This is a genomic window from Alteromonas sp. MMG017 (genome assembly GCF_018100795.1).
Classification (GTDB): domain Bacteria; phylum Pseudomonadota; class Gammaproteobacteria; order Enterobacterales; family Alteromonadaceae; genus Alteromonas.
Genome location: NZ_JAGJDY010000009.1, coordinates 136,395 through 162,636, shown reverse-complemented (window position 1 = coordinate 162,636; position 26,242 = coordinate 136,395). Strand labels below are relative to the sequence as shown.

The 26,242-nt window shown below is 43.1% G+C and carries 23 protein-coding genes; 13 read left to right on the top strand and 10 right to left on the bottom strand.

The window, feature by feature from the left end:
- Position 1: 1 nt before the first annotated feature.
- Together J8L84_RS15020 and J8L84_RS15015 are read left to right on the top strand one after the other, a co-directional pair.
- Positions 2-451 carry an NfeD family protein gene (locus J8L84_RS15020; protein WP_057791055.1) on the top strand — a complete coding sequence of 150 codons (450 nt, stop codon included), beginning with the start codon at positions 2-4 and terminating at the stop codon, positions 449-451.
- A 419-nt stretch (positions 452-870) separates the two neighbouring features.
- Entirely contained in the window at positions 871-1,008 is a 138-nt protein-coding gene (locus J8L84_RS15015; protein ID WP_167347523.1) for a hypothetical protein, read from the top strand.
- Between the two features lie 321 nt (positions 1,009-1,329).
- Here J8L84_RS15015 and J8L84_RS15010 read toward each other — a convergent pair whose 3' ends face one another.
- The 3 genes from J8L84_RS15010 to J8L84_RS15000 all read right to left on the bottom strand — a co-directional run bounded on the left by J8L84_RS15010 (position 1,330) and on the right by J8L84_RS15000 (position 3,831).
- A complete protein-coding gene (locus J8L84_RS15010) occupies positions 1,330-1,905 on the bottom strand; it encodes a hypothetical protein (protein ID WP_211071381.1) in 576 nt (191 codons plus the stop codon).
- 27 nt (positions 1,906-1,932) lie between these two features.
- Complete coding sequence (locus J8L84_RS15005; RefSeq protein ID WP_211071380.1) at positions 1,933-2,229, bottom strand: hypothetical protein; 297 nt, start codon at positions 2,227-2,229, stop codon at positions 1,933-1,935.
- Between the two features lie 87 nt (positions 2,230-2,316).
- On the bottom strand, positions 2,317-3,831 hold the full coding sequence (locus tag J8L84_RS15000; protein WP_247670807.1) for a hypothetical protein: 1,515 nt from the start codon (positions 3,829-3,831) through the stop codon (positions 2,317-2,319).
- A gap of 239 nt (positions 3,832-4,070) precedes the next feature.
- On the opposite strand from J8L84_RS15000, the gene J8L84_RS14995 reads away from it, so the two are divergent.
- The 6 genes from J8L84_RS14995 (at position 4,071) to J8L84_RS14970 (ending at position 11,415) form a co-directional block, all read left to right on the top strand.
- Complete coding sequence (locus J8L84_RS14995; protein ID WP_211071379.1) at positions 4,071-4,610, top strand: hypothetical protein; 540 nt, start codon at positions 4,071-4,073, stop codon at positions 4,608-4,610.
- A gap of 3 nt (positions 4,611-4,613) precedes the next feature.
- Complete coding sequence (locus J8L84_RS14990; RefSeq protein ID WP_211071378.1) at positions 4,614-6,623, top strand: prolyl oligopeptidase family serine peptidase; 2,010 nt, start codon at positions 4,614-4,616, stop codon at positions 6,621-6,623.
- Between the two features lie 268 nt (positions 6,624-6,891).
- The gene (locus J8L84_RS14985) at positions 6,892-8,028 is read left to right on the top strand and encodes an FAD-dependent oxidoreductase (RefSeq protein WP_211071377.1); all 1,137 of its coding nucleotides are present in this window, start codon (positions 6,892-6,894) and stop codon (positions 8,026-8,028) included.
- Positions 8,029-8,110: 82 nt separating this feature from the next.
- On the top strand, positions 8,111-9,157 hold the full coding sequence (locus J8L84_RS14980) for a 3',5'-cyclic-nucleotide phosphodiesterase (protein ID WP_348771838.1): 1,047 nt from the start codon (positions 8,111-8,113) through the stop codon (positions 9,155-9,157).
- A gap of 100 nt (positions 9,158-9,257) precedes the next feature.
- Positions 9,258-10,439 (top strand): MFS transporter TsgA, encoded by a 1,182-nt coding sequence (tsgA, locus tag J8L84_RS14975; RefSeq protein WP_211071376.1) that lies wholly within the window; start codon positions 9,258-9,260, stop codon positions 10,437-10,439.
- A 10-nt stretch (positions 10,440-10,449) separates the two neighbouring features.
- Positions 10,450-11,415, top strand: coding sequence for a nucleoside hydrolase (locus J8L84_RS14970; protein WP_211071375.1), 966 nt, complete (start codon positions 10,450-10,452; stop codon positions 11,413-11,415).
- A 33-nt stretch (positions 11,416-11,448) separates the two neighbouring features.
- On the opposite strand, the gene J8L84_RS14965 is transcribed toward J8L84_RS14970, so the two are convergent.
- On the bottom strand, positions 11,449-12,846 hold the full coding sequence (locus tag J8L84_RS14965) for an 8-oxoguanine deaminase (protein WP_211071374.1): 1,398 nt from the start codon (positions 12,844-12,846) through the stop codon (positions 11,449-11,451).
- Between the two features lie 254 nt (positions 12,847-13,100).
- Between J8L84_RS14965 and J8L84_RS14960 the strand changes: the two genes are divergently transcribed.
- Together J8L84_RS14960 and J8L84_RS14955 are read left to right on the top strand one after the other, a co-directional pair.
- A complete protein-coding gene (locus tag J8L84_RS14960) occupies positions 13,101-14,033 on the top strand; it encodes an exopolyphosphatase (protein WP_211071373.1) in 933 nt (310 codons plus the stop codon).
- A gap of 187 nt (positions 14,034-14,220) precedes the next feature.
- The gene (locus J8L84_RS14955) at positions 14,221-14,898 is read left to right on the top strand and encodes a nitroreductase (protein WP_211071372.1); all 678 of its coding nucleotides are present in this window, start codon (positions 14,221-14,223) and stop codon (positions 14,896-14,898) included.
- Between the two features lie 65 nt (positions 14,899-14,963).
- Here the strand turns inward: J8L84_RS14955 and J8L84_RS14950 are convergent, their stop codons facing one another.
- The 4 genes from J8L84_RS14950 to J8L84_RS14935 all read right to left on the bottom strand — a co-directional run bounded on the left by J8L84_RS14950 (position 14,964) and on the right by J8L84_RS14935 (position 19,864).
- Entirely contained in the window at positions 14,964-15,431 is a 468-nt protein-coding gene (locus J8L84_RS14950) for a CreA family protein (RefSeq protein ID WP_211071371.1), read from the bottom strand.
- Between the two features lie 126 nt (positions 15,432-15,557).
- Positions 15,558-17,582 (bottom strand): FAD/NAD(P)-binding protein, encoded by a 2,025-nt coding sequence (locus J8L84_RS14945; RefSeq protein ID WP_247670806.1) that lies wholly within the window; start codon positions 17,580-17,582, stop codon positions 15,558-15,560.
- A gap of 216 nt (positions 17,583-17,798) precedes the next feature.
- A complete protein-coding gene (locus tag J8L84_RS14940) occupies positions 17,799-19,142 on the bottom strand; it encodes a HAMP domain-containing sensor histidine kinase (RefSeq protein WP_211071369.1) in 1,344 nt (447 codons plus the stop codon).
- 8 nt (positions 19,143-19,150) lie between these two features.
- A complete protein-coding gene (locus J8L84_RS14935) occupies positions 19,151-19,864 on the bottom strand; it encodes a response regulator transcription factor (protein ID WP_211071368.1) in 714 nt (237 codons plus the stop codon).
- Between the two features lie 182 nt (positions 19,865-20,046).
- Here J8L84_RS14935 and J8L84_RS14930 point away from each other — a divergent pair, with 182 nt between their 5' ends.
- The gene (locus J8L84_RS14930) at positions 20,047-20,517 is read left to right on the top strand and encodes a Spy/CpxP family protein refolding chaperone (protein ID WP_159531723.1); all 471 of its coding nucleotides are present in this window, start codon (positions 20,047-20,049) and stop codon (positions 20,515-20,517) included.
- A gap of 115 nt (positions 20,518-20,632) precedes the next feature.
- On the opposite strand, the gene J8L84_RS14925 is transcribed toward J8L84_RS14930, so the two are convergent.
- Complete coding sequence (locus J8L84_RS14925; RefSeq protein WP_211071367.1) at positions 20,633-23,734, bottom strand: ligand-binding sensor domain-containing diguanylate cyclase; 3,102 nt, start codon at positions 23,732-23,734, stop codon at positions 20,633-20,635.
- Positions 23,735-24,162: 428 nt separating this feature from the next.
- Between J8L84_RS14925 and sodC the strand changes: the two genes are divergently transcribed.
- Both sodC and J8L84_RS14915 read left to right on the top strand, forming a co-directional pair.
- Positions 24,163-24,708 carry a superoxide dismutase family protein gene (gene sodC, locus J8L84_RS14920; RefSeq protein WP_211071366.1) on the top strand — a complete coding sequence of 182 codons (546 nt, stop codon included), beginning with the start codon at positions 24,163-24,165 and terminating at the stop codon, positions 24,706-24,708.
- Positions 24,709-24,919: 211 nt separating this feature from the next.
- On the top strand, positions 24,920-25,447 hold the full coding sequence (locus J8L84_RS14915) for a thioredoxin family protein (RefSeq protein WP_348771837.1): 528 nt from the start codon (positions 24,920-24,922) through the stop codon (positions 25,445-25,447).
- A 178-nt stretch (positions 25,448-25,625) separates the two neighbouring features.
- Here J8L84_RS14915 and J8L84_RS14910 read toward each other — a convergent pair whose 3' ends face one another.
- Positions 25,626-26,054: an OsmC family protein gene (locus tag J8L84_RS14910; RefSeq protein WP_013783601.1), complete on the bottom strand. Its 429-nt coding sequence runs from the start codon at positions 26,052-26,054 to the stop codon at positions 25,626-25,628.
- Positions 26,055-26,242: the final 188 nt, after the last annotated feature.

The following is a 26,242-nucleotide window of genomic DNA, read 5'->3' as shown; positions in this document are numbered from 1 at the left end:
AATGGATAATATGTTTACCAACTTACCTCATTTTTTAATCGGCATAGGCTTAGCATTGCTTATTCTCGAAGTAATGATGGGGTTCACCACCATATTACTTTTGACGTTGGGCATCTCCATGATGCTCGCGTCGGGCCTTATGTATATCGGGATTTTAGATGAGGAATTGTTAGACGCATTTATTGCTATAGCTATTATCGATTCGGTACTTACCTTTGTGCTGTGGCGGCCAATGAAGTTGCTACAACGAGATCGAGCGCCGAAAGAAGTGAAGTCAGACTGGATTGGTACCCAATTCGAATTAGAAAGTGATGTAGCGCCTGGCGAGCCGGGTAAAGCGCGCTTTTCTGGCGTGGTATGGTCTGTTAAGTCTTCGTCTATTCTGAAAAAAGGTGCAACGGCTGAAGTGGTGAAAGTGGAAGTAGGTGTTCTACACGTTAAACCTGCATAGCTATCGCTAAAAAGAGGCAGCAAAAATGGGGCAGAGTTAACTTACGGTTTCAAAGTACTCTGATCCTCTTACTTCCTTAGCGTTTTCTCCTAAAGGCTTTCCTGTTCATTAAATACTGGCGGTGGCTGTCCAAAAAATTAGTCTCCACAAATTAATCCCACAAAGCCTCTACAAAACTCCTCTCAAATTTTAACTCGATTTCGACATCTTTATCTCCGTGTTTGATGTAAAATAGTGTTATCACGCATAAGGTGTTGTTCTAGTTTATTTGTGCGAAGGCATCTGAGTATAAAGGGTGCGCTTTTTCCTTATCTTGCCTTAATTTGCAAACTCGGCAAGAAGTTGAACCGCTACACATCTATTCACGTTGAAAGCTAGAACCGCTGTAATATTGAACATACAAAATATGAGATTTATAAATGACAAAATTTGATGACAGAGTTAAAGAAATAGTGGCTAAACACCCTAACTTAACGCAAGAAGAAGCGATTAAGATTGTAACCGATAAAAACGAGCGGAAAAAAAAGAAAAGAGCCGAGCGCTCTGACAAGAAATAGCCCGTTTAAAACCTAGCGATAAAAGTGGGTGTTTTAGGTGTGATTGATATTTAGTTGCTACGTTTGAATATGCCAAAACTAGCGCTGAGATTCAGCCTTGTTAAAAACTATGCTATTTTTCCCTTGTTCACCCATATTCATTTTGCCTCGTAAAATGGAGACTATCGACTTGTGTGGGGGCAAGGGACAATGGAAACGCAGTTTAAGCGTAACGTTACATCCACTACTAATTTCAATCAGACGAAAAGCGTTTAGAAAATTACACCAATTAATAATAAAACTACACGAAGAGATGAGTAAGATAAACACCAATCTGCTTTATCAAGGTATGTGGATTTGTTCTTTACCTAATGAGGACAGGTAAGACTTTGTTTTAATTGGATTGGCAATAATTTCGAACATGTAATCGCCGTTCCATTCAATTGTTCCAACATTAAAGCCGTCAAAGCATTCGAAAGGGATCAAGTTGAAAGCTTTAAGTATTACCGCGAAGCGCTCAATACCACCGAACGGGTAATTTCCAGTAGAAAATGCTACCTCTCCCTCGACATCGCTAAGGTATGACAATGAGTCAATTTCTACTTCAAAATCATTCTCGATGTAGCTGAACATATTCTCTAAACCGTACCCATAAACCTCAGAACGCTTAGCAAATTCATGAATTGCGTCTTGTACGTAACTGGGTAACTGTTGATTTAATCTTAATTCGGTAGGGTCTTGTACGGTGCGCTGTGCGGCTATGGATATTTCCTCTTCAGTCATATTGTCCCAATCATAATCTGGCGTCTGGACATCAAATTCGTAATGTGGAGCTCGCACTTCCTGCATATAAAAAAACAAGGAAGTAAAGTCTTCAACCCTTGAAGAAGAGCTGATACCGAACTTAATATAAAGCATATGCTCATAAATCCTATGGCGATAACCCTAACAATCAGCTGCTATGATAGATTCCAGTAGGGTTTTAATTATATCAGGAACCGGTTCACTAATAACTTGTTCGGCAGCTAACGACACTTTGTAATTGGCACTTTGCCCCTGCATAACAAGGGCAGCATTAAGATCGTCAGATAAGTAGGGTTCTACAAGGGTTTGAACGTCTGACCACGCGATGTCTTTGCACTCCACTATAACCTTGTGCGATTGCCGTGCTTGCTTGGGATCAAAAGCATAGCTGTTTACTGAAAGCGTTATAAATAAAAGTAAAAATGCAAAGTATCTCAATATTTGTGCCTTATCGTTTCAATTAAGGGCGTTGTAAAAAGTTACACTATTTAAGTAAGCAATAGCCAATGGTAGTCTCGGCTTACTTCAGTTCAATGAAATAGTAAAAGGGTCTTTAAATTGGGCTCTAGGGTTTCCGTTGGCATCCGTTTTCCTAATTAACCACGCTTGAACGGTCATTTTCACTATACCGTCTATCTTGTTAAAGCCTATTGTCATCATGTGTTCATTCGTTCTTTCTCGCCAATATGAAGAAAACCATCTGCCCTTCGTGGTGGATAGTTTGTATGGTTTATCATAATACTCAACATCACGTTCAGGCCAATTTATGTCTAACTTGGCTTTTGGGTCGGGAAACTTTTCTGGGCAATAGCTTGGCTCAGATGAGGCAACGGAGTTAACGCCTGTGAGGTTCGATGTTGGCGAAGCAACTACTTCAATAAGTTTTACGCCCTGTGTACCAATATCTACCGAGCATATACGGCCAAAGTGCACGTCCCCCGACAGCACAACAATGTCATGGCTGGCAGTAGCAAGGGCATTTAAAAGCGCGGTATATTGTTTTTTAAAGCTGAGTAAATTCCGCTCTAGTTTATTCTCTTGGGTAACTAAAACCTGCGGGATAACCAATACGCCAGGCGTGGTAAGCGTGGTTATCCATTTGATGAGCTCAGCAAATCCTGCTTTGTTGATAAACTGGTTTTTTGACCGCGAAGAGCGCAAATCGGCAATGCAAAAAGACAAATCATTGCCAATGGTGAAAGTGTCAACCAGCGCTTTGGTTTGCTGAATGTGCTTTACACCATCTTCAGATGCACCTTTCCACGCAGCGCGAATTTTAGGAATTTTTAACATGTACAGGGTAGGTACAATGCCATCGTAAAAAGGATAATCGTTCCAATACTCGTGATCGTCGGGCAGCATCCACGCCCCACCTCGCGAAAGCATGCTCCCTAATGCCTGCCAGTGCTTGGCGTAGTCATCAGCAATTCGAAGTCTAACTTCGTTGGTTAGCGGGGAAAGAGAGTCTGCGCCAATATCTAAGTAAACTTGGTCGCCTACCATGAACTTTATGTCTGGCTTAAACACGTTTTTATCATTGGCGTAAAGCATCTTGAAGGCGTGGGCAGTTTGACCATAGTCTTTGTGTTCATAGAAGCAGCTGCTTAACGAAACCGTAAATGCGTTACTCTCGCTGGTGGGAAGTGCTAAAGGGAAGGTACTGAAATAAGCTGTTTTTAATAGAAGCCAATCGCCAGCGTAATTTAGTGCATCGTCTTCTAATTGTTGAAAAAGAACCGCTTTATATTCTTGATTTGGCTGTAAGTTATTCAACGTCAACAGCGTATAGAATCGCTTACTCACACGCCTAAAAGGTCGCTGCCATTGGTCTAGGGTAATATCTATTCGGCTTACTTCTGTATTATTGATATAAACAATTATACGGCTAAGCGCTGGTTTTCTTAAATAAGGGAATAAAGTGCCCGCCCAAATCTCTGCAGTGGTTTCAGAAACCTTATGAGGCACTAGGCTCCATACTGATGTGTCAGAAAGTAAATCGGGTATTTCGTTCTCGATACTGCTTCGATTGACTATTTCCATATAGCAGCCCACGAAAGTTAGCGGAGGGGGGAACAGCAATTAGTTATCTTTAGTATAGCGCTAACACATTAATTGCGCCATTTTCCGTACTGTCATTAATATAGGTAGACGAAAGTATAATGCCTGGTCGAGTTCAGGGTTCATACTCAAAATTTTAACAAAACGTCGTTGATAATCGTTCATCGGTTAAGTAAAGTGTATCGCAAAAATAACTAGAAAAAATCAAAGGAATGAACTGCGTGAAAGCTGTTTTACTAGCAATATTTGCCTTATTTTCTGCTGAGGCATTTTCAGAAATAGAACCCCTTGGGCCTGATGAAGGGTACGTTGCCATTGCACTGTATTCTAAAGGCTACTCAGAAAGTATTGTTTTGAAAGGCAATGGTTTCGGTAACAAGCTTACGTTTGGTCCATTAAACTACTCCCAACATATCGAAGTTATAAAAATGCCAGCAGGTACCTATTCGTGGACCGAGGTATACGAGCGTACGGGATCCAGAAAAAATGGTAATTTACTAAAGGTTTATTACGATTTATCTGACGATAATTTAACCTTTTCCGTAAAGCCGGGAGTGTTGAACTACACTGGCCTACTGATGATTGAAAAGCGGGGCAGCCGACTTCAGGTTAGACAGCTAAACAGAGCATCGATTATTCTCAAAATTCTAGAGCAAGATCACCCTGGTTACATTGGCAAATTCGATGTAGTAAACAGTATTTATCCGAACGATCATTATATCGATTTCTATCTCACCCACGCATTAAAAGAGGGGGAGTAAAATATGTCACATCTTAAATTGATATTTTTGGTAATGCTTTCAAGCTTAGTATTACTTTGCGAACCCGTTCTGGCTGCAGATAGAGAAGCCAGTGGTGAAAATATAAGCGACTTTTTCAAAGCATCTAAGTACAAGTTATTTTCTATAAACCCTTCAGGCACAGCGGTAGCATTTATTGAGCCTAAAGAAGCTACTTACGACCTTATCGTTTATGACTTGAAACGGGGCACTATGGACGACCCCATAACGTTCGAGCGTCAGCAGCTTCAAGTTCAACATAAAAACAAGATAATGAGTTGGGAAACTCACTATAATAAAATTTATGAGCTCAAGTGGCTCTCAGATAGTTTTCTTTCGCTTAAGCAACATTCTAATGGCCGCTTTCACCGCTATGTTCTTGTTGAGTTCGCAGACAGAAGCCAGCAGCCTAATCCAGCTTTTAGACTTTCTTATGTATCGCAGGATGGCTATTGGGTAGATACTTTGCCGAATCAGTCAAACAAGGCTATTTTTGCTTTATATGAATATTCTGATGATTACGATTATTACATCGATTTGTTTAAGTTAGACCTTACTGAAAAGATTTCTGAGTCAAATTTTCGTAAAAAACTACGACTTAATAAAACGGGGCCGAAACTTCACAATTGGGTATTTGACAGTAAAGGTTGGCGATTGGCTGGTACACGAACTGTTGATGAAGTCACTGAGCTGTTTGCAAGAACAGGAAGCAAGCCCAGGAAATATCGTTACAAATCTGTGTGGAAGAGTAAAAAAGGTGATGTTCTAAAAGTTGTTGGTGGTAATGCGGAAAAGCTACTTTTGCTCACCAATCACAATAGCGACAAAATCAATTTACGTACCTTCGATATAGAATCTCAACAATTTGCTGAGGTTGTTTTTGAGCACCCATTTTACGATTTAACGGCGGCCATTAGGCATCCTGAAACGAAAGATATCATCGGTGTGTCTTTTATTGAAAAAGGCATGGCGAAGCAGGTCTATTTTTCTGACGACTACAACGCGCTAACCACTAGGCTCAGTAAATCAACGGAAATCGAAGGGGTTTATGCAGTAGATATGGATAAGTCGGGGAACAATATTATTTTCGTGGCGGATGATAGCGCGAACCCAGGCCAAACTTACTATTACAATCGAACTACTGACAGTTTCAGTCACCTTATTGATTTGTATCCTTGGCTTTCCAATAAGTCGCTTAGTAAAACAAAGCTACTGCGCTTAGAAGCGGAAGATGGGGTAACGTTAGAAGCGTTCCTAACCCTGCCAAGTACCAAAAATCCTCCCTTGGTGGTTATTCCTCATGGCGGCCCTATAGGCGTGAGTGACTCGCGTCATTATTCGGGCAATATACAAGTATTGGTTGATGCAGGCTTTGCCACACTGCAAGTTAACTACAGAGGCTCTGCAGGTTATGGAAAGGCATTTAAACAACAGGGGCTTCAGCAGTGGGGGCGGCTTATTGAAGATGATATTGAGCAAGCGCTCGCCTTCACTAAAGATAACTACGAGGTAAATGCGAACCAAGTGTGTATTGTGGGAGGCAGTTATGGCGGCTATTCAGCATTGTACAGTGTTATTCGCTCTCCTCAGCTCTATAAGTGTGCAGCGTCTTTTGCTGGGGTTACCGATCTTGCTTTACGGTTCCAACGAAGCGATGCCCAACGGGATGACATGATGCGAGCACTGACAGAGATAATGGGCGACCCTAAAACTCAGCAAGATGAGCTATTTAAATACTCTCCTTTATATCAATTTAAAGGTATCACAAAGCCTGTCTTTATTGCCCATGGCACAGACGATAATAATGTCGATATCGAGCATTCTTATCGTTTGCATTTTGCATTGAAAGACCATGGTATAAAACACAAGTGGATGGTGATGGACAACGTGGGCCACGGCTTTTCAGATCCTAATGATGCGGCGGTATATTACAATGCACTCATTGAGTTTCTTAATACGCACCTTGAAGAAGAGCAACTGGTTCTTAATCACTAATCCTCTACTTACGCTTGTTCACGGGTTATCGCTTCAAGATAACCCGTGTATTTAGCGATACGGCTTTATCGTTTTTCATTTCATTGTTTCCTATTTCACTTTTCCTCTTTTCCTCTTTTCCTCTTTTCTCTATTTCATTTTTCATTGTAAATCAATGCCCTTGGCAAGTGTTTTGCTTTCTTCCATTTTACTTTGCACTATAGATCCAGTGTCTTGCATTGAAGCCTGAGAAACAACAAAACAGAACAAAACAAATTGAGGAATGGGCATGGTGAACAAACCACTAAAACGCCGAGCGTTTATACAAGGTATTGGTGCGGGTTCATTAGCAGCATCACTTGCCGCGTGCACTGCATCACCCACTAAAACCACAACGAACAAAAGGTTTCAGCGCCCATTTTCCCGCAAGCCCATGGTGGCGCCGAAAATTTCTGCCAATAATATCGTGACTGAAATTGTGGGGCATCGCCCTTATAGGCCCGAAGGCTTTGTGGTGCGAAGTGAAGTATTCGGGAATAAAACCTTGGTGCACAATTATGGGCATGGAGGTGGTGGTATTTCACTATCTTGGGGCTCTTCAGCACTGGCAGTGAATGAAGTTGCTAATTTTGAAACTAAAGAAGCGGCTATTATCGGTAGCGGGGTAATGGGGTTAACCACAGCTCGTTTGTTGCAAGAAGCGGGCTGGAAAGTGACCTTGTACACCAAAGCGATGCCGCGCTTTACCACGTCGCAAGTGGCAGGCGGAGAATGGGGGCCATACAGTGTGCACGACCCCTTGGTATCTAGCAGTACGTTTAAAACCCAATTACAGCAAGCAGCAAAAATCGCACACAGCACTTTTGCGAAAATGGTGGGGAAGGATTACGGTATTCAATGGAAAGAGTTATATACCGCCGGAAATACAAAGCCAGATAGTGAAGGAGCTTTTCGCCAATACTACCCTTATACACACGTGTATGGGCCAGATCAGCACCCATTTCCAACCGATTACTGCACATCATCTGCCACTATGTTGGTGGAAACCACTACCTTTTTAAGACGCTTAGTGACCGATATTAGATTATCGGGTGGTGAGTTTATAATTCGTGACTTCAAAGATGAAGACGACATACATTCGCTTGCCGAGCCCATTGTATTTAATTGCACCGGGTTGGGCTCAAGAACATTATTTAACGATGAAGGTATTATGCCAGCAAAAGGGCAGCTGGTATTGTTACCGCCAGACCCCGCCGTCGACTATTTAACGGTTGGTGGCGGTTCAGACGTTTTGTACATGTTCTCTAGAAACGACTATATGATTTTAGGCGGAACCTTCAAACTGAACGACTGGACTACCGAGCCGGACCCGGTTGAAACGGCGCGCATAATAAGTGAAAGCCAAGCTTTCTTTTCAACCTTGTAGTGAGAAGGGTGCGATAACCCATTATAATTCGATGTTAAAACCGCTCACTCGCTAACGGTAAACAATTTATTTGGAAAATTACGTGAAATACATAAGTACGTTACTGCTTATTTTGATAATGAGCGGCTGTCAGTTTAATCAAAACCAGGTTCATCACAGCCCAGCTCAACAAGGCACTCAAACACAAACGAATAGCAGTATGTCGCCGGCGTTCGAACTTATTACCTTAGGCGATACGGGCGGCATTGAAGACGGTAATTTAAGTTCGTTTTTACTACGTAGCGTAGACGATGAAAACTTTATTGGATTAGACGCGGGGTCGTTAGTGAATGGCATTAACGTGGCGCTTCAAAACAATGCGTTTGATAGCTTAGCTACCACACCAGACCCTGCGTTAAACCCAAACGGTAATATTCTGCATCATCACGTTAAAGCTTACTTGCTTAGTCATGGACACCTTGACCACGTTGCCGGATTATTGATTGCCTCTCCTGATGACAGTAGCAAGCCTATTTATGCGCTTTCGTCTGTAAACCAAACCATGAGCGATACTTACTTTAATTGGCAGGCATGGGCTAATTTCACCAACCGTGGCATAGCCCCAATGTTAAATAAGTACGACGTTATCGACCTAGCGCCTCAAGAAACGGTAGAAATTAAAGATACCACACTTACGGTAACGCCGTTAAGCTTAAGCCATCCATTAGAGTCCACCGCATTTGTGATTGAGCACAATAACGATATGTTTGTGTATTTTGGTGATACCGGGCCTGATGAAGTAGAAAAGCAAGGAAAGCTAGATGCAGTATGGCGTTATCTCGCACAGCAAATGCAGCATAAAACCCTTCGCGGTATTTCCATTGAAGTGTCGTTCGATAATACACGGCCTGATAACCTGTTATTCGGCCACCTTACACCTAAATGGTTGATGCAAGAACTCACCAAGTTTCACGCCTTAGTAGAAGACAAATCGCAGCTTACCAACATGAAGATTATTATCAGCCACATAAAATACAGTTTAAAAAGTGGGGCTGATCCGCGCGCTGTAATTGCGCAAGAATTGGAAGGTGCTAATGCATTAGGCTTTAACTTTATACTAGCGAAACAAGGGCAGCTGCTAGCGTTATAAAGTGATTTTTTGACTAAATGGTCAATATTTTTGTGGGTGGCATTGTTGTTTCGGTTTTAACTAGGTATAAAAGAGTATTACTAGCACCTAGGTGACAGAATTGAATCGAGTTTTCCTTACCGCAATAGCGTTCATTAGCTACATGATAATGTCGGGTTTACTTACCCAAATTGGCATTATTTTGAACGCAGTATCGTCTTCGTTAAATGCCAGACCGGCAGCAACCGTTGGTGTGTTCTCATGGCTTACTGGCGGTGCGTTGTGCGGTACATTTGCATCACTATTTTTGTATGCTCGCCATTCGCTGAAACAAGTGCTTATTGCAAACTACACGCTATTTTTGTTGATCATGCTGGTATTGGTTGTAGTAGCGCCTACTTCGTATTGGCCCCTTGCCGTATTGCTTTGGGGGCTTGGAGTAGGCTGTGGTTGCGGCCTCGCTGGTGGGGCGGTCATTCTATCCAAAATTTATCATGAAGCAAAAAGAGCGTCGGCATTTTTAGCCACCGACTGCGCATTCAGTGCAGCAGGGTATCTCTTTCCTTCCTTAGCGGCTGTGATTATCGCCGCTCAGTTTGATTGGGTTTATAGCTATGGGGCGGTAGGTGCGCTGGCACTTACTCTGTGGGCAATGTTATTTTTTGTTCGCTTTCCTGCCACAGAGGCAGACGATACCAATGCTGCCTCTGCATTCTTACAATTTAAAAGCGTATTAACCCCTAGGGTGTGTTTAATCGCCGTGGGCGTTTGTGCTTATTTAGTTGCGCAAACTACTTTTCTTACGTGGTCACCTAATTACTTACAACATGCATTCGGAGTAAGCGAAAAAGTGTCGGCGCAGGCCGTCGGGAATTATTGGGGGATGTCGATATTTGGTTTAGTTACCGCAGCTATCTTTGTAAATAAAATTCCGCAGCGTTTTTTATTGATGTCGGTTACCGTGCTAGCTAGCATAATCACCTTCTCGTTTATGCTGGCTCCCTCTGCAAAATGGTTTCTATTTACCAGTTATCTATTTGGATTTATCACTACCTGTATATATAAAATTGCGATATCTGTCGGTTCACAGCAGCTTGCGTCAGCACCCGCCGTGCTAGTCACTTTTTTATTATTCAGTGGCAACGTGGGTAGCACTATAGCCCCTATGTTGTCCGGTTGGGTGGTGCAGTTATTTGGCGTACAAAGCGCGATTATTATGACTTGGGTAGGCTATACCTTAGTGGCACTTGTGTTCGGCTTTTGTTTATTATTGGAACAACGTGAGCTGCGAGCCCACGCGTAAGGATTTAAAAATGGAAAAGATTATTTTTGATACCGACCCCGGTATTGACGATGCCATGGCGATTTTGTTTGCACAGGCAAGTGCGGATATTGATTTAGTGGCCATTACTACTGGCTTCGGAAATGCGAATATCGACACCGCCACACGTAATGCTTTATACCTTAAAAAACGCTTTAATCTTAGTGCTGACGTAGCTCGTGGTGCTAAAGAACCTCTGGTGATACCGGTAGATGAACCCGCTGATTTTGTCCATGGTGATAATGGCTTGGGTAACGTTGAAATAGATGAATCCAACTTACCAAGTGAAGTATCGCTTGCCGCTCACGATTATATTATTGAGAAGGTGAAAGCCAGCCCAGGTGAAATTACACTAGTGGCTGTTGGCCGCATGACTAACTTAGCGCTGGCACTTCGAAAGTGCCCTGAAATTGTTAAGTTAGTGAAGCGAGTGGTGATCATGGGCGGCGCGTTTGGTTACCATGGTAATACAGGTAACGTTACCCCCTTTGCCGAGGCAAATATTATTGGTGACCCTCATGCTGCCGACGAAGTGCTTACCGCTGAGTGGCCGGTAACCGTAGTGGGGCTAGATGTAACCAAAAAGGTGATAATGAGTAACGATTACTTGGCAAACCTTGCCGAGTGCTCGCCTAAATATGGGCCATTCATTTATGACATTACCCGCTTTTATGCGAACTTTCATCAGCAGACAGATCAAGTCGATGGCATATATGTGCACGACTCATCAGCAATTATGCAGGTGATAGCACCGCAATTTTTTAAAACCGTAGATGGCCCAATTCGTGTTATCACAGAAGGTCCTGCTATAGGTCATACTATGCAAAAAACCGTATCAAAGCGTTTTCCTATTGATGAGTGGGCCGATTATCCTGCTCAATCGGTGTGTTCAGAGGTAGATGTAGATGCCTACTTGGCTAAGTATAAAGACATACTTAGCCAAGCGGCTTTTGATTAATGAGGTGCTAGGTCACTTATTCAGGGGACTAGATTAGCTAACTAATTGCGCGGCCACTGCTCGGTGGCGCGCCATAAGTGTTTGGGTGTCTAACCCAATAATTTGCCCTTCTTTAACTCGCCACTTTCCGCCAATCATCACTTGCTCGGCTTTATCTGCACCACATAATAGCAGCGCAGAAATTGGGTCGTGACTGCCACTAAAACGCAGCTCATCCAGTTTGAAAAAGGCAAGGTCAGCTTGTTTACCTACGGCTATTTCGCCAATGTCACTTCGGCCAATTAACGACGCAGAACCCTTGGTAGCCCAGCCTAAAATTAACTCTGGAGTAATTTTCGCTGCGCCATATTTTAAGCGCTGTAAGTAAAGTGCTTGGCGCGCTTCATACATCATGTTCGATGCATCGTTAGAGGCAGAACCATCTACGCCTAAGCCAATAGGCGAACCAGCTTCAATCAGTTCAAGGGTAGGGCACATGCCGGAGGCTAAGCGCATGTTTGAAACGGGGCAGTGAGTAATGCCCGTGCCCGCTGCGCCCAAGCGGCGAATTTCATCTTCGTTAAAGTGAATACCATGTGCCAGCCAGGTTCTATCGCTTAGCCAGCCCACACTTTCTAAATAATCGACGGTGCGCATACCAAACATCTTCAAACAGAAGTCTTCTTCATCTAACGTTTCCGCTAAATGGGTATGTAACCGCACATCTTCGTCTTTTGCCAATTGCGCGCTGTCAGCCATAATTTCTCGAGTCACCGAGAAAGGGGAACAAGGCGCCAAGGCTATTTGCATCCACGCGCCGTCACCACGTTCGTGGTAGGTATCTATAAGCCGTTGGCTGTCTTTTAGTATTGCATCACCACTTTGCACTGTGTGGCGTGGAGGAAGGCCACCTTCATCTTCACCCAGGCTCATTGAGCCCCGGGTAAGTAGGGCGCGCATGCCCATACGTTTTACAGAGTCTACTTGCACATCTATGGCATCTTCCATACCGGTAGGGAACAGGTAGTGATGATCGGTCGTGGTAGTACATCCAGACAGTAACAGTTCAGCTAACGCCACATCGCAGGCTAGCGACAACGCATTAGGCGTAAGTTTTGCCCACACTGGGTATAAGGTTTTAAGCCATGGAAATAGCGGCTGGTTAACCACTGGCGCCCATGCACGGGTAAGGGTTTGGTAAAAGTGATGGTGGGTATTAATAAGCCCTGGAAGCATAACTAACTGAGATGCATCTTCTGTTGCATCGATAGGCGTTACAGGGGTTTGACCCGCACCCACAAGCTCAATAATTTTGCTACCCTGTACCACAATGCCGCCCGCGGCATCGAGATCGTTACCCGTAAAAACGGCTTGCGGGTTTTTAATCCAAAGTGTTTTAGATTTCGATGAGGACTTAACTTCAGGTGTCGCTAAGGGCGAAAATTCAGACATAACTTGGCTCCATAAAATAATGATATTAAAGATGCCAGCTCAGTTATGCCCTGTCTGCTGATCCAGGGAGCGTGCCTTATTGATTAACTCCAGTTATCAATGATTAACGCCAATTCGTTATGTAATGCTAATGCATTTTAAGTTTAAGTTAAAGCGCTTCTACAAAGGGAGAATTGTACTGTCGTGGTATTACGCTAAACTTGATTTTAGCTGTTACACTAAAAGCAGCAGCCTAATGGAGAGATGGAAACCACATGCCTGACAATAAATTTAGACTAGTTACTCGAAGCGATTTTGATGGATTAGTTTGTGCCGTACTGTTGAAAGACTTAGATCTTATAGACGATATTTTATTTGTGCATCCTAAAGATATGCAGGATGGCAAAATAGATATTACCGAAAATGATATAACCACAAACCTTCCTTATGTGGCGGGTTGTCATATCGCGTTCGATCACCATCTTAGTGAAACAGTTCGAAATGCGAGTGATATTAAAAATCATGTAATCGATCCTGAAGCACCTTCTGCTGCGCGTGTGGTATACGACTATTATGGCGGTGCAGAAAAATTTCCTAATATCTCCGTTGATATGATGGATGCCGTAGATAAAGGTGATGCCGCGCAATTCTCTGAAGAGGAAATACTGGAGCCAACCGATTGGGTATTACTGAACTTCATCATGGATGCCAGAACGGGTCTTGGCCGTTTCCGAGATTTCAAAATTTCAAATTATCAGTTAATGATGAAGTTAATTGATGCGTGTAAAGACAAAGACATTGAAGAAATTCTGGAAATGGAAGATGTTGCCGAGCGTGTTGCTTTATACCATGAGCATAATGAGCTAGCGAAGGTGCAATTAGCTAAATGTGCAACCGTTCATAAGAATCTTGTGGTGCTAGATTTAACAGAAGAAGAAACTATTTACGCTACAAATCGTTTTGTGATTTATGCCATGTATTCCGACTGTAATATCTCTATTCACAAAATGTGGGGCCTCAAAAAGCAAAATGTGGTTTTCGCTATTGGTAAATCAATCACGAATCGTAGTTCAAACACCAACGTAGGTGAACTATGCCTTAAGTACGGTGGTGGCGGTCATTTAAACGCAGGAACGTGCCAAGTAGAAACCAGTAAAGCGGAAGCGGTGCTTGACGAGATAATAGACACTATCACTTCTGATGGTTAATCCGTACCTGTAAAACTACGCTGGGGGTGTTGTTAAAGTCATTAGCAGCACTCCCATACGTTACCCCCCGAATACATATCTATAAAAACAAAAAATCCATTATCTGGTTAGCGCTTATTGCATACCTATCTGGCTGTGTTTACTCTATTTTAACAATTGAGAGTAATGACTAAGATAGGAAGTAAGTATGAACTTTGCTGAATTTGCTGCATCACGTAAGAGCGTACGTGGTTTTACGAAACAAGCTGTCACTAAAGAAACCGTGGATGCCATTATTAACGCAGCAAAATGGGCCCCTTCATCTTACAACACCCAAACGTGGAAAATTCATGCGGTATCGGGTGATGTGCTTGATAAAATTCGCGAAGGTAATACAGAAAGAACGTTAGCGGGAACACCTTACGTAAGAGACTTTCCGTACAAGGAAGATTATGACGGCGTACATAAACAGCGCCAGCGTGATGTTGCTATGCAGTTATTTGATGTGATGGGCATAGCCAGAGAAGATAAAGAAAAACGCATGGATTGGATGATGCGTGGTTTTAGGCAGTTCGATGCGCCAGTATCGCTAGTATTAACCTATGATAAAGCTCTAGAGCCAGCGGGCATCACGCAATTTGGGTTAGGTTCTTTGGCGTATGGCATTGTATTAGCGGCATGGGATTTAGGTCTTGGTTGCGTGATTAACGGCCAAGGTATTATGCAGTCAGACGTTGTACACAAGCATGCACAAATTCCTGACTCTGAAGCCATTATGATTTGTATTGCGTTAGGGTACCCCGATGAAAACTTTGCTGCTAATGACGTAAGGTCGGTACGTGCCGACAATGAAGAGTTCGTCACGTACCACGGGTTTGAATCCTAGATTAAAATGAAACTAAGCCCTAGCTAATCTTCAGCGGTTAATTTTCGGATACTAGTCTTTGGAAGTTAGTCTTCGGAAGCAATTACTCCATAGGCCGCCGTACCCCATAAAGGCACTGTCGACAAGCTATGTTTATAACTTCCTGATGTTTCTTTAGTTGAATAAGAAAGATACATCAGGGTTTGTGACTTAGCGTCGAATATACGTCTGACCTTCATGTTCTTAAAGAAGATGCTTTTCGACTTTCTGAAAATGATGTCGCCTGAATCGGACTTGTCGATATCTCGTAGCATTTGCGCGGTAATCTCACCGGTTTGACGACAGGCTATAGAGCTATCGGAAGGATCAGACACATCTAAATTCGCTTCAATGCTAGAAATGTGGCAAGTTACGCCTGTCACGATAGGGTCTTGCATGGCATCTAATTTAATATCTTTTGTGGTGAATACACCCAACGACACATCTCCCACCTCATTATCGGTACATGCGCCTAGCCCAGCTACCGCGACTAACACGGCTATTATCTTTTTCATTTTTATATCCTTTTAAAACACATTCTAATAGTGCGTCTATCACCAATACGGTAATCACTTAAAAATAGATTTTTCATACCCAAATGATACGGCACTCTAGCATGGGTGGTGCACAGTTTTATTGACTCACTTGAGCTTATTTACTATTAACTCGGCCACTTGGTCGCAAAAATCGAAACCTGAATAGTCTGGGTTGAACCCACTAATATACGGTACCGCCATAACAAAGTAGCGCTCATTCAGACTACCGTTGGCTAGAATGGGTTGAAAGTCATCGTTAATAGCAAAACCACCTGTTTCTAAATAGTATTCATTGTCAGCGCCAAGGCAGACACTTTTGGGATTTGCTTTTAAATGGTGTTTACCTTGGTGTTTATCTTTAAATCGTACCTTAGCCACTAATGGCTCGGCATCTTCAAACATAGATTTAAAGGGAAATGCATCTATTGGCAGCGACTTCTGTCCCGTGCAATCGATAAAGGTTTTATATAAGTTAACAACCGGCTTGTTATCGCTGCCCTTATAAAAAAAATGAAAATCGCAGTCGCCTTCAATTTCAAGGTGGCTGCTGCTATCTACCGCAATAATATCGAGGACGCCGCTATCGTGTAGGGCGAGCAATTGTGCCGCTGATGATTGGGGAATGTTCGCAATCATAAGGCCAATAAGCGGTAAAAGATGGTTGCGTAATCGTAGGGTATCTTCTGCACTAAAGTATTTAGCTGGGTGGTTTATGGTGAAGCTCAGCAGCGCGATGGCTTCTTTCCATTGCAATGTGTGTTTCTGTTTAATCGACTGTTCAGCTTGCAGATACTCAATTTTAAACAAGGTGAAGGGCGCATACGCTTTACGCGACTCAAGCATCAATTGGCAAAACGCTTCTATATTTTTGTTCGCTATTTTTTGATAAAAATCCGCGTCCAGTTGTTTCAAAGCCCTTTTGAAATTGTGCTCAAAAATAAAATCTAAACTTAAGAATCCATCATTATCGGCCCTATGCTGAGCAATCTCCTGCTCACTTAGCATGCCTTCATCAGATACCAACGGATCGTCTAAGTGAAAGCGGATATTCGGTAGTAAGCCCTCTAAAGAGTGCATGATTATTTTAAAATTTGGAACGTCGTCAAGTAAACGATATTTTAGTTGGTTATCAGTTTGATAAAACTCGCCATTAGCCTCGCCTAGCGTTCGAATTGCATCAATAGCAGTAAGGGAGCTGCCTTTAAGCGCTATGGTATGGTTGTATTTTCGCTGTAATTTGGTGGGCGGGTAGGGAGAATCAAAATACCCTTTTACTTTACCTTCATGGATTTTCGGCCAAATGTGGCCAGTGCACACCACCACGTTATCAAACCCTGTCACCCATCCACTGTTAGTCAAAATGTTGATGCCTGCATGGCTATCGCCGTTTTGAAGCTCAGGGCGATCTTGAGGCTCAGGGCTGTTTTGGCGTTCAAGGCTTTTATATCGCTCAAGGCTGTCTTCACGCTCAAGGGTATTTTTGTGCTCAGGGCTATTTTTGTGCTCAGGGCTGTTTTGGCGTTCAAGGCTTTTATATCGCTCAAGGCTGTCTTCACGCTCAAGGCTGTCTTCACGCTCAAGGGTGTTTTTGTGCTCAGGGCTATTTTTGTGCTCAGGGCTGTTCTCATCCTCAGTGCTGGGTTTAATGTCCAAAACGTTGCACTGTAGGTGCACGTTAACCAGTATTCCTGCTGCACGGCATTTGCCAATTAGTGCAAAAAACTGTGCCTGTAAATATTCACCAAACAGCAGCCGTGGTACCACGTGTTTTTCATGAAGATCCGCTTTACAAATGTGATATTTCGCGAGGTACTCAGGGCTTTGCTGGCGCAACCATTCAAGTAAGGTTTCGTCAAACGGTGCCAGTTCATCGGATGAAATATTGGTAATATGTTCCCACGACGCCCCATCTTTACTGTAGGGCATGCCTTTACCTAGCGCGGTGTTGCGCTCAAAGATATCGAAGGATAAGTGAGGAGATGCCCTGCCATCAGAGGTATTGGAATCAGAGTTCTCGATATCAAAGCACTCGCCATCCGCAAACTGCTTGCTAAACAAGCTTAGCGCTTTTTTAAGAATAGAAAGGGCGCTGGGGCCGCCGCCAATTAACGCAATCCTTGTTTTGTTCATCATCATCCTACCCGTAATAAAACACGCTGTTTAATTGAAACGTATTATTTACTCAGTGTTATCGTGCTTGTACTTCAAGCATCCAACGCAGGCTATTCGCATTGGCAAACACGAGGAGCAAGTTACTTAATCATTATAACTAAGCAGGTTATATGCCTAATTTCAGGCTGGTATCTACGATTTATCTAGAATGGTTGGCGGTTAATTCGCAGAGGGTTACTGATTTATTGGCAGTACTATCTGCACACTTAAACCGCCGTCAGCAGGGCTAGTCATGAGTAAATTACCACTGTGTTTTTCAATGGCTTTTTTCGCAATGCTTAGGCCTAGTCCGAATCCTGAAGTATGCATTTGATTACCAGCACGGTAGAAAGGTTGAAGCAACTTTTCGATTTCGTCACTATCAACGCCAGGTCCATGGTCGCGAACAGTTATCACGATAGCGCTGTGTTGTTTTGTGGTCGATACTTCAACAAGTTTGCCTTTAGAAGAGTACTTGCAGGCATTACCGATAATATTTTCTAATGCTTGGTGAAGGGCTTCTTCAAAACCGGTTATGGCTATATGCGGGGCGCACTCAAGACTTAGCGGGATACCTGGATAAAGTACAGCCATGTCATCGGCAATTCTTTCGCACAGCGCATTAATGTCACAAATTTCAGGCGTTGGGCTCCCTTTTTCTAACTTTGAATAGTCCAATATTTGTTGAATGAGCGCATCCATACGAACGCAATCATTATGAATTTGTTTTACATGGCGACTATCAGGCGTGTGCTGCTCAATAATGGCTGCCGATGCTTGCAAGCGAGCCAGCGGCGCGCGAAGTTCATGGGATACATCATGCAACAGCTGTTGCTGATTAGTAGCTGCTTGATGGGTTTTATTAACCATAAAACTGATGTCAGCAGCTAAGTCGCCTAGTTCATCACCACGAGCCATAATAGCTTTAGGCGGCGTAGCAACTTCTTGTTGGTTGGCATAACGGCGACTAAACGCGCCTAGATAGTTAATAGGACGTACAATGCCCCAACTCAATAGCGCACTAACAATGGCTGAGGCAATAAAGATAAAAACGAACTGCAAAGATTGAAACCGGTAAAGTACTTGTTTGTAAATACGAGGCGCTTCTGGCAGTCGGGTTTCTACTCGGTAGGGAAGTGTAGATAAACCATAAACTAATTTTACCGTACGATCCCTTTTGGGTACCTTGCTCATTCGATAGTGGTAGATGGTTCTACCGGTATTGTCCGATATTTCCATCGCAATAAGATCGCTGCGATGCCTGACATTATCATTTATCCAATCTTTTATCTTTCCTTTAGGAACATTACCGTTTGCAAGGTCTTGTTCGTATCGCCACACAATACGTTCTGCTTGGCTAATTACCCCATTAAAATATCGCTGATTGTATTCATCTGACGTGTACTTACTGACCAGTACATAGCCGGTGGCAGTCATCACCACTAGGCTAGCTAACCAGAAAGTAAGAAATATTCTCCAAAACAATCGTTTAAACCCAAACGTATGCTTTATTGAATGCCACATTTCTGAACGCTTCATTTTATGCCTTATTGCTCTGACGGCTGAGTAAGCATTTGATAGCCCACGCCACGAACCGATTTAATCACATCGTTTATACCTACCGTAGCTAGCTTTTGACGTATTCGGCTTACGTGCACATCCATGGCGCGGTCGTAAGCTTCAAGTGGCCGGTTAAGCACTTCTTCGGTCATTTCTTGTTTAGTGATGGTTTGCCCTACGCGTTCCATCAACAAGCTTAATGCGTTGAACTCTGCGCCCGTTAGGGGCAAAGGGGTGTTGTCTACTAACGCCGTTCTAGCGCCACTATCCAGCACAATGCCGTGAAGTTCTGAATGCACAACCGCTTGGGTTGGCGTATTGCCATTTTGGGTACGGCGAATAATGGCGCGAATACGCGCGCCGAGTTCCCGCGGGTTACAAGGCTTCGCTAGGTAATCATCGGCACCCATTTCTAAGCCAAGAATTCTGTCTATGTCGTCACCACGACCGGTTAGCATAAGAATAGGAGTCTGTTTTTTTGCGCGTACATTGCGCAGCACATCAAGGCCCGACATGCCGGGCATCATAATGTCTAACACGACCGTATCGAACTCGTCGCTTTGTAATAAGCGGGCAACGGCGGCATCGCCACTATTTAAGGTTTCAACTGCAAAGCCGTCGGTCTGCAGGAATTCACTCAGTAGCGCGCAGAGTTCTGCGTCGTCATCTACCAGTAAGATTTTGTATTTATCATTTTCCATAAAATAGAGATTAACCGTTTTATTTTGAGGACTTTTCAACTTTACTGAACTTTACACTAGCTTAACCCTACTTATCGAATCGTTTATGCATACTTAGCTCCGTTGATGAAACAAAACAGACGAAACAAAACGTTTCCCCCATGTCATGCAGCATCATGACCAAAACAAGTAGGAATATTAAGATGAAAAAATTAATTGCCGGTGTTTTATTGAGTGCATGTATCGCCACTACAGCTTATGCAGGTGGTAAACATTCTGATGACCGTAAGGGTCCTGACTTCTTTCCCATTCACAAAATGACGAAAGTGCTAGATTTAACTGACGAGCAGCAAGATGCGCTAAAAGCGTTGAAGGCCGAACTTAAAGCGGAGCGCAAAGCAAACCGCCCAGAGAAAGGCAGCGAAGACTCTTTCAGAGCACAATTTAAGGCGCTCGATCCGTCAGACGCTAATTACGAGCAAGACTTAAACGAGCTTGCAAACCTAAAAGCCGAAAAAGCGAAAGCACGTTTTCTTAAAATGGCCGATGTACGTGTGAAAGTGAGTGAAATTCTTACTGACGAGCAGCTAGAAAAGTTCGAGTCGATGAAAGAAAAGCGTGGCAAGCGTGGTGAACGCGGCGACCGTGGTGACAAGCGAGAAAGAAACAGCTAGTCGTAACATAGACATGTGTTCTTAATAAAAGCCCCCGCAGTTGGAAAGCCCAACGAGCGGGGGGTATTTCGTTGGCTATTACCATTTTACGTTCAGTAAACTCGCTTGATGTTCTTTATAACTTAGCGCTATTAGGTTGTTGAACTTGGGCGTATGTAAAAATAGATGAAGGAACCTTGGCAACTTTTTCTAGCGCCTTACGGTCAGTGCTTGGTGGAATCGACGTTAAGCCCATCCAGGTATTACGACAGTTGTTTTTCGCGCCATAAAGCGCGGTATCTGCAAGTCCTATTGTAGTTTGCCAATCAAAAATATCGTAATGCTGCTGAGAAAGTGGATAAGCCGCATAACCAATTGAACAGGTGACATGTTTACTTGTTTCTTCTGTAAGTTGAAATTCAATCGAACCCACTATATCTACCGCTCGCTCTGCCAACACACACGCTTCTTCTCTAGGTGTGTTGTGGACGACGACTAAAAACTCCTCACCGCCCCAGCGAATAAGATAATCAGTTTCACGAAATATACGCTTCAAGCGTTTTTGGGTTTCAACTAAAACCTTGTCACCAGCCTGATGACCATAAGTGTCGTTGATTTTTTTAAAGTGGTCTAAATCGATAACGAAGAACAGTATGTCATAGTGGTTTTTAGGCTCGGTGTACGTTTGATCGCAGTTAGCGTAATAACGCTGCACAAGGGCAATATCGCGCTCAATATGTTGTGTTAGATAGCGCCTGTTGTGTAACCCCGTTAGTGGGTCAGTCAAACTGGCCTCTTTAAGCGCTGCGGCCTGTTCACTGAGTTGCTTATTAGCTATCGATAATTCAGTAGTTCTCGCATTCACGAGCTTTTCTAGAAATGCTTGACGGTGTCTGTGATGTTTTACCCCCAGTAAATGACCCATGTACACAGCGACACATAAACACAAGATAGCGACAAATTTTGCTAGTGTGGTTTGATACCACGCTGGCATAACAAATAACTTTCGATGCAATGCATTTTTTTCCCACGTTACTCCATCGTAAGAATACTCAATTTGCAAAGTATAGTCGCCAGGCTGCGGCATCGTAATGACTGCTAAACGTTGCTCAGCATTTGCCTGAATCCAGTTTCCATCTAACCCTAATACACGATAACGATAGTGAGTGTGTTCAGGAGTAAGATAATCAAGTGCCGTAAATTCGAAGGTTATTCGTTTTGTCAGTGGAGGAAGGGTTAAATCAGTCGCGGCTTGCCCCAGCGATTCGATGGTATCGTCATGGTGAACCAAAGTAATATCCGTAAGCACGACTGGCAGAGGCGGCTTCGCAAACGTAACGTTATTACTGTCAATAATGGTTAAGCCGTTAATGCCGCCAAAAACAATGTCGTTCTCATTTGTTATTGTAGCTGCTGAAGGTGCATAAGGCGCATTCACCACGCTTGGTGCAACGACAGCCCAGCTAACAGCAAATTTATGGCGGTTTATTGCGGCAATGCCTTGGGTAGTACTTACCCAAATATGATCTTCACTTTCTCCTGCGATTGCAGCAATGTTATTGCCTGGCAAACCACTAGTGCTCTCTATTTGAATCCAGTCTGCGTGTGTAGGTTTAACAAATAAACCTGCAGAGCCTGTACCGACCCAAAGGTAACCATTATCGTCAACGAATAAACTAGATATATATTGTTGTTTTAAAATGGGGTGAGCAATGTAACTTGTCGCCAAGTCGATAGTTTCACCCATTTGAATGTCACCTTTGACCAATCCTTGCCATGTTCCAATCCATAAGCGATTTTTATCAATTGCTAACGACGCAATACGCCGCTCTGCGATACTGTCAGCAAATTCAATGTGTTTTTCTGTAGCGTTGTGCTGCACCCATAAACCGTCTGTACCGCCTAGCCACAAACTCGTCTCTGTGGATAAAAAGGCAGTGGTAAATGTTGAAGGATGGCGTGTTGATACCGCTAACAACAGGGCTTGCTTAGTAGCAGAGTCTACTTTCACTGATGCAAAGTTGCTAGACGCATATACGTCACCATTTTTAGCCACATGCAAGGTTTCAACGGGGTTTTCTGATGTTTCCCAACGCTGTTCTATTTTGCCTTTTACCGGTGACAGGATTTCGATGCCGGCATTACCGGAACCTACGAACAGTTCGCCATGATGGGACTGTACCGAATGTACTTTTCGGTAACTCAAGCTTTTATCAATATTTGCACCACCGAATATATTAATTATCGATTGGTTATTCGCATCGAAAATATTAAGCGTGTGCCCAGCGCCAATCCACACTAATCCTTTGCTATCGGTAAAGGTAGACCAAATATTGTCGTCAGCAAGCGAGGCTGGTTGAAGTGGGTTGTGCAAAAACTGGCGGGTTTTATGAGTATTAATATTCACTTCTATGAACCCTTGCCCAAAGGTGCCAAGCAGCAGTAAATCAGGTTTTATTTCGCTCATAGTAAAAAGCCAAGGCAATGTCGTGGTACCCATTGCTAATTGGCGAAATAATGCATCTTCATTTTGAATAAACAAACCTTTGTCGGCAGTGCCTACGACAAGGGAGCCTGAAGCGGTCGAAAGGATACTACTGATACGAGGTTTTTTATAACTACCCACTGCTACCCGAAGCGGAGAATGCTCAACGCCGCTACTTGCGATATCAACGAGCGGAAACTGAAACAGCCCTTGTCCAGACCCAACCCATAATTGGTGCTTGCTATTTATATGAAGTGCATGGATCCTCGCTCTATGAGGTAGTTCAAATCCCAATAGTTTTTTCGTTGTATCATTGAAAATAAACAACGCACTATCTGATGCAAAAGTGAAAATCTTATTGTTGGCAATAGAAGTGACGTTGAGGTTAAGTATCGATACATCCGAAAGTAAACTTTCCTCATATGCATTGAGTTGTAGTTTTTCTTGATTTAAACGGTAAAGGCCTTGTTGAGTACCTACCCATACTTCACCGCTTTTGGTAACAAAGGTGGCTTGAATTTGCGGCGAAGGCGTATCGCTTTGCTTGTTTTCAAATGACACTGCTTTTAAAGACTGGGAATCCCATCGCCATAATCCTTTGGAATCAACAATCCATATAAACCCGTCGTTAGTTTCCAATACAGATAGGATTGGGCCGTCAATTAGTGAAGTCTCGGCTAAAGGCGTGTAAAACGTGGGCTGATGAAGCGTGTGCCAGCTAGAGGTAGCTGAAGCGGGGACACAAAAAAACAATGGCAACACTGATAAAGTGCAACACAGTTTTAAAAATTTAGTTAACAAAGTAGCGTACCACGTTAATCGTTACTATTAACCCAATGCATACTGATGCACTAAATCACTTTCGTACTTTGAGAATAAAGCGTTGCCATTCGCGTTGCAACGAGAAACAGGCCGTAGCCGAATTAATGTAGGCTTTATTTTATAAGTGCTTGTTTGCGTAAACATTACACATTGCGAGTTAAATCGTTACATCTATTCAAAAGCGTCAAGAACGTCTATATCACTAAATTCTTCTTAATGTCTATTTTTCATGGGGTTACAGCGCGTTAACCACTTGTGGTGCAAATTATGCTCCTTTTAAGGGTAAGTCGTAATGCAGGCTCGTTTAATAATTGCACGGGCTTCATCAATACGAATTTTAAGCAGAGAAGGAGAACGCTATGAAAAAGCTTACATTAACCGCCATGGTAGGAGCAGTATCACTAGCCTTAAGCGCAAGTAGTTTCGCCGGTCATCATGAGGATGAAGGGAAAAAGATTATGATGAATAATCTGAAAACAGGCGAAGCTATCGGAAGCGTGATGGTAAGTAGCTACGATGACGACGGTGTGGTGTTTACACCAAAACTATCAGGGCTAACCCCAGGTATTCACGGCTTCCATGTACATGAAAATGGCGACTGCTCAGCAGCAATGAAAGACGGCAAAAAGGTCTTAGGCGGTGCTGCGGGCGGGCACTTCGACCCTGAAAATACGGGTAGTCACAGCGTACCTTGGTCTGAAGAAGGTCATGAAGGTGATTTACCAACCTTATATGTTGATGAAAGTGGCAATGCCACTCAACCTGTATTCGCACCTGAATTGGAGCTTGAAGATATTGAAGGGCGCGCCATTATGATTCATGCAGGTGGCGATAACTATTCAGATTCCCCAGCCAAACTTGGCGGTGGCGGCGAGCGAGTGGCTTGCGGCGTGATTGGTAAATAAACAGTATTGAAGGTCAATATTAGTTTTGACCTTAAATATTAGTACTTAGCAAAAATGAATAATCAAAGCGGCAGAAATGCCGCTTTTTTTTGTGTTTGAGTTACTCAGCGTAAGCCGACAAATCTGAAAAGGGTTAAGTGGAGAATAGTGAACTTGCGTTTTACTTCAATGCACTATTGAATACGGCTATAGCCGTTTAAGGAGAAATAAGGTGTTTACATTTAAGTTCGTATCTAATGCGTTAAAGCCAGTGTTGAAAACGGTATTGAAACCAGTGCTAACTGCATTAGTAATATTAGCCTCAGCAAATGTGTTGGCTGCAGATAACATTCCAGATGTTGTAGGGGAAATTAGCGGTGAAGCATTGCTTGCACAGTATCCAGCTTTTATGGACGAATATAAGTCGTACCAACCTAGCGACGCAGAGATTAAAGCTGTATCTGCTTTAGAGGACGATACGCTACTCATACTATTTGGCGCATGGTGCCATGACAGTGAAAGGGAAGTACCCCGACTATTGAAAACGCTAGATGCTAGCGGATTAGATGTGCCTCAATTTACGTTATTCGCGGTTGACAGGAAAAAGAGCGATCCTGAGGGTATGGCAGAAAAGCATGCGCTTAAATATACGCCTACTTTCATATTAATGCGTAATGGTGAAGAAATAGGACGAGTGGTAGAACGTGCAGAAACTAGTTTGCCCCAAGATTTACAGGCGCTGGCGGCAGCGGTTGAATAGATGCACGGGTAAAAGTTTGGCAGACAAATAAGTGGTAAATAAAATAGCCGTGAATAAAAGCATCAGCAGGCATTCAATCAGCCTGCTGATTTATCCGCTATATTGGTACAGTAGCCTAGATCAAGAGCTAAAAGCTAAGCCCTATCGCTACTGCCTCATTGCGTAATGATAAAGATTACTACTTCAACGTGTACTCAAGGGTGATTTTCGTATCTAAAAGCTGTGAAACGGGGCAGTTGTCTTTTGCTTCCTGAGCAATTTTAGCGAATTCGTCTTCGGTAATTCCCTCAACGCTCGCTTCAAGGCTTAACGCTGACTGACTAATTTCATAACCATCGTCTGTCTTATCTAAACTGATTTTAGCGGTAGTGTTTAGCTCTCCGTCATCATAGCCTGCGCCTGATAGTGCAAAAGATAAGGCCATGGTGAAGCAACTTGCGTGCGCCGCCCCTATTAATTCTTCGGGGTTGGTGCCTTTGCCATCTTCAAAGCGTGTATTAAATCCGTAGGGTTGATTAGATAATGCGCCTGTTTCGGTAGAAATACTGCCTTTGCCTTGCTTACCTAAAGGTTTGTATGCTGCACTGCCTGATTTAACTATGCTCATTTGCTATTTCCTTACGTTTTGACCAAACCAGTTATATGGTTTGAATTTTAAAAACTTAACGATGCAAGTGCTCTGCCGATGTCACCGATTTTCTGCAAGCCAAGGCCATGCGGGCGATAGCGTTGAAGTAATATGAGTTAACGCAGCTAGTATTGGTAGTGTAATGTCGTTACAACATGCGTAGGTTA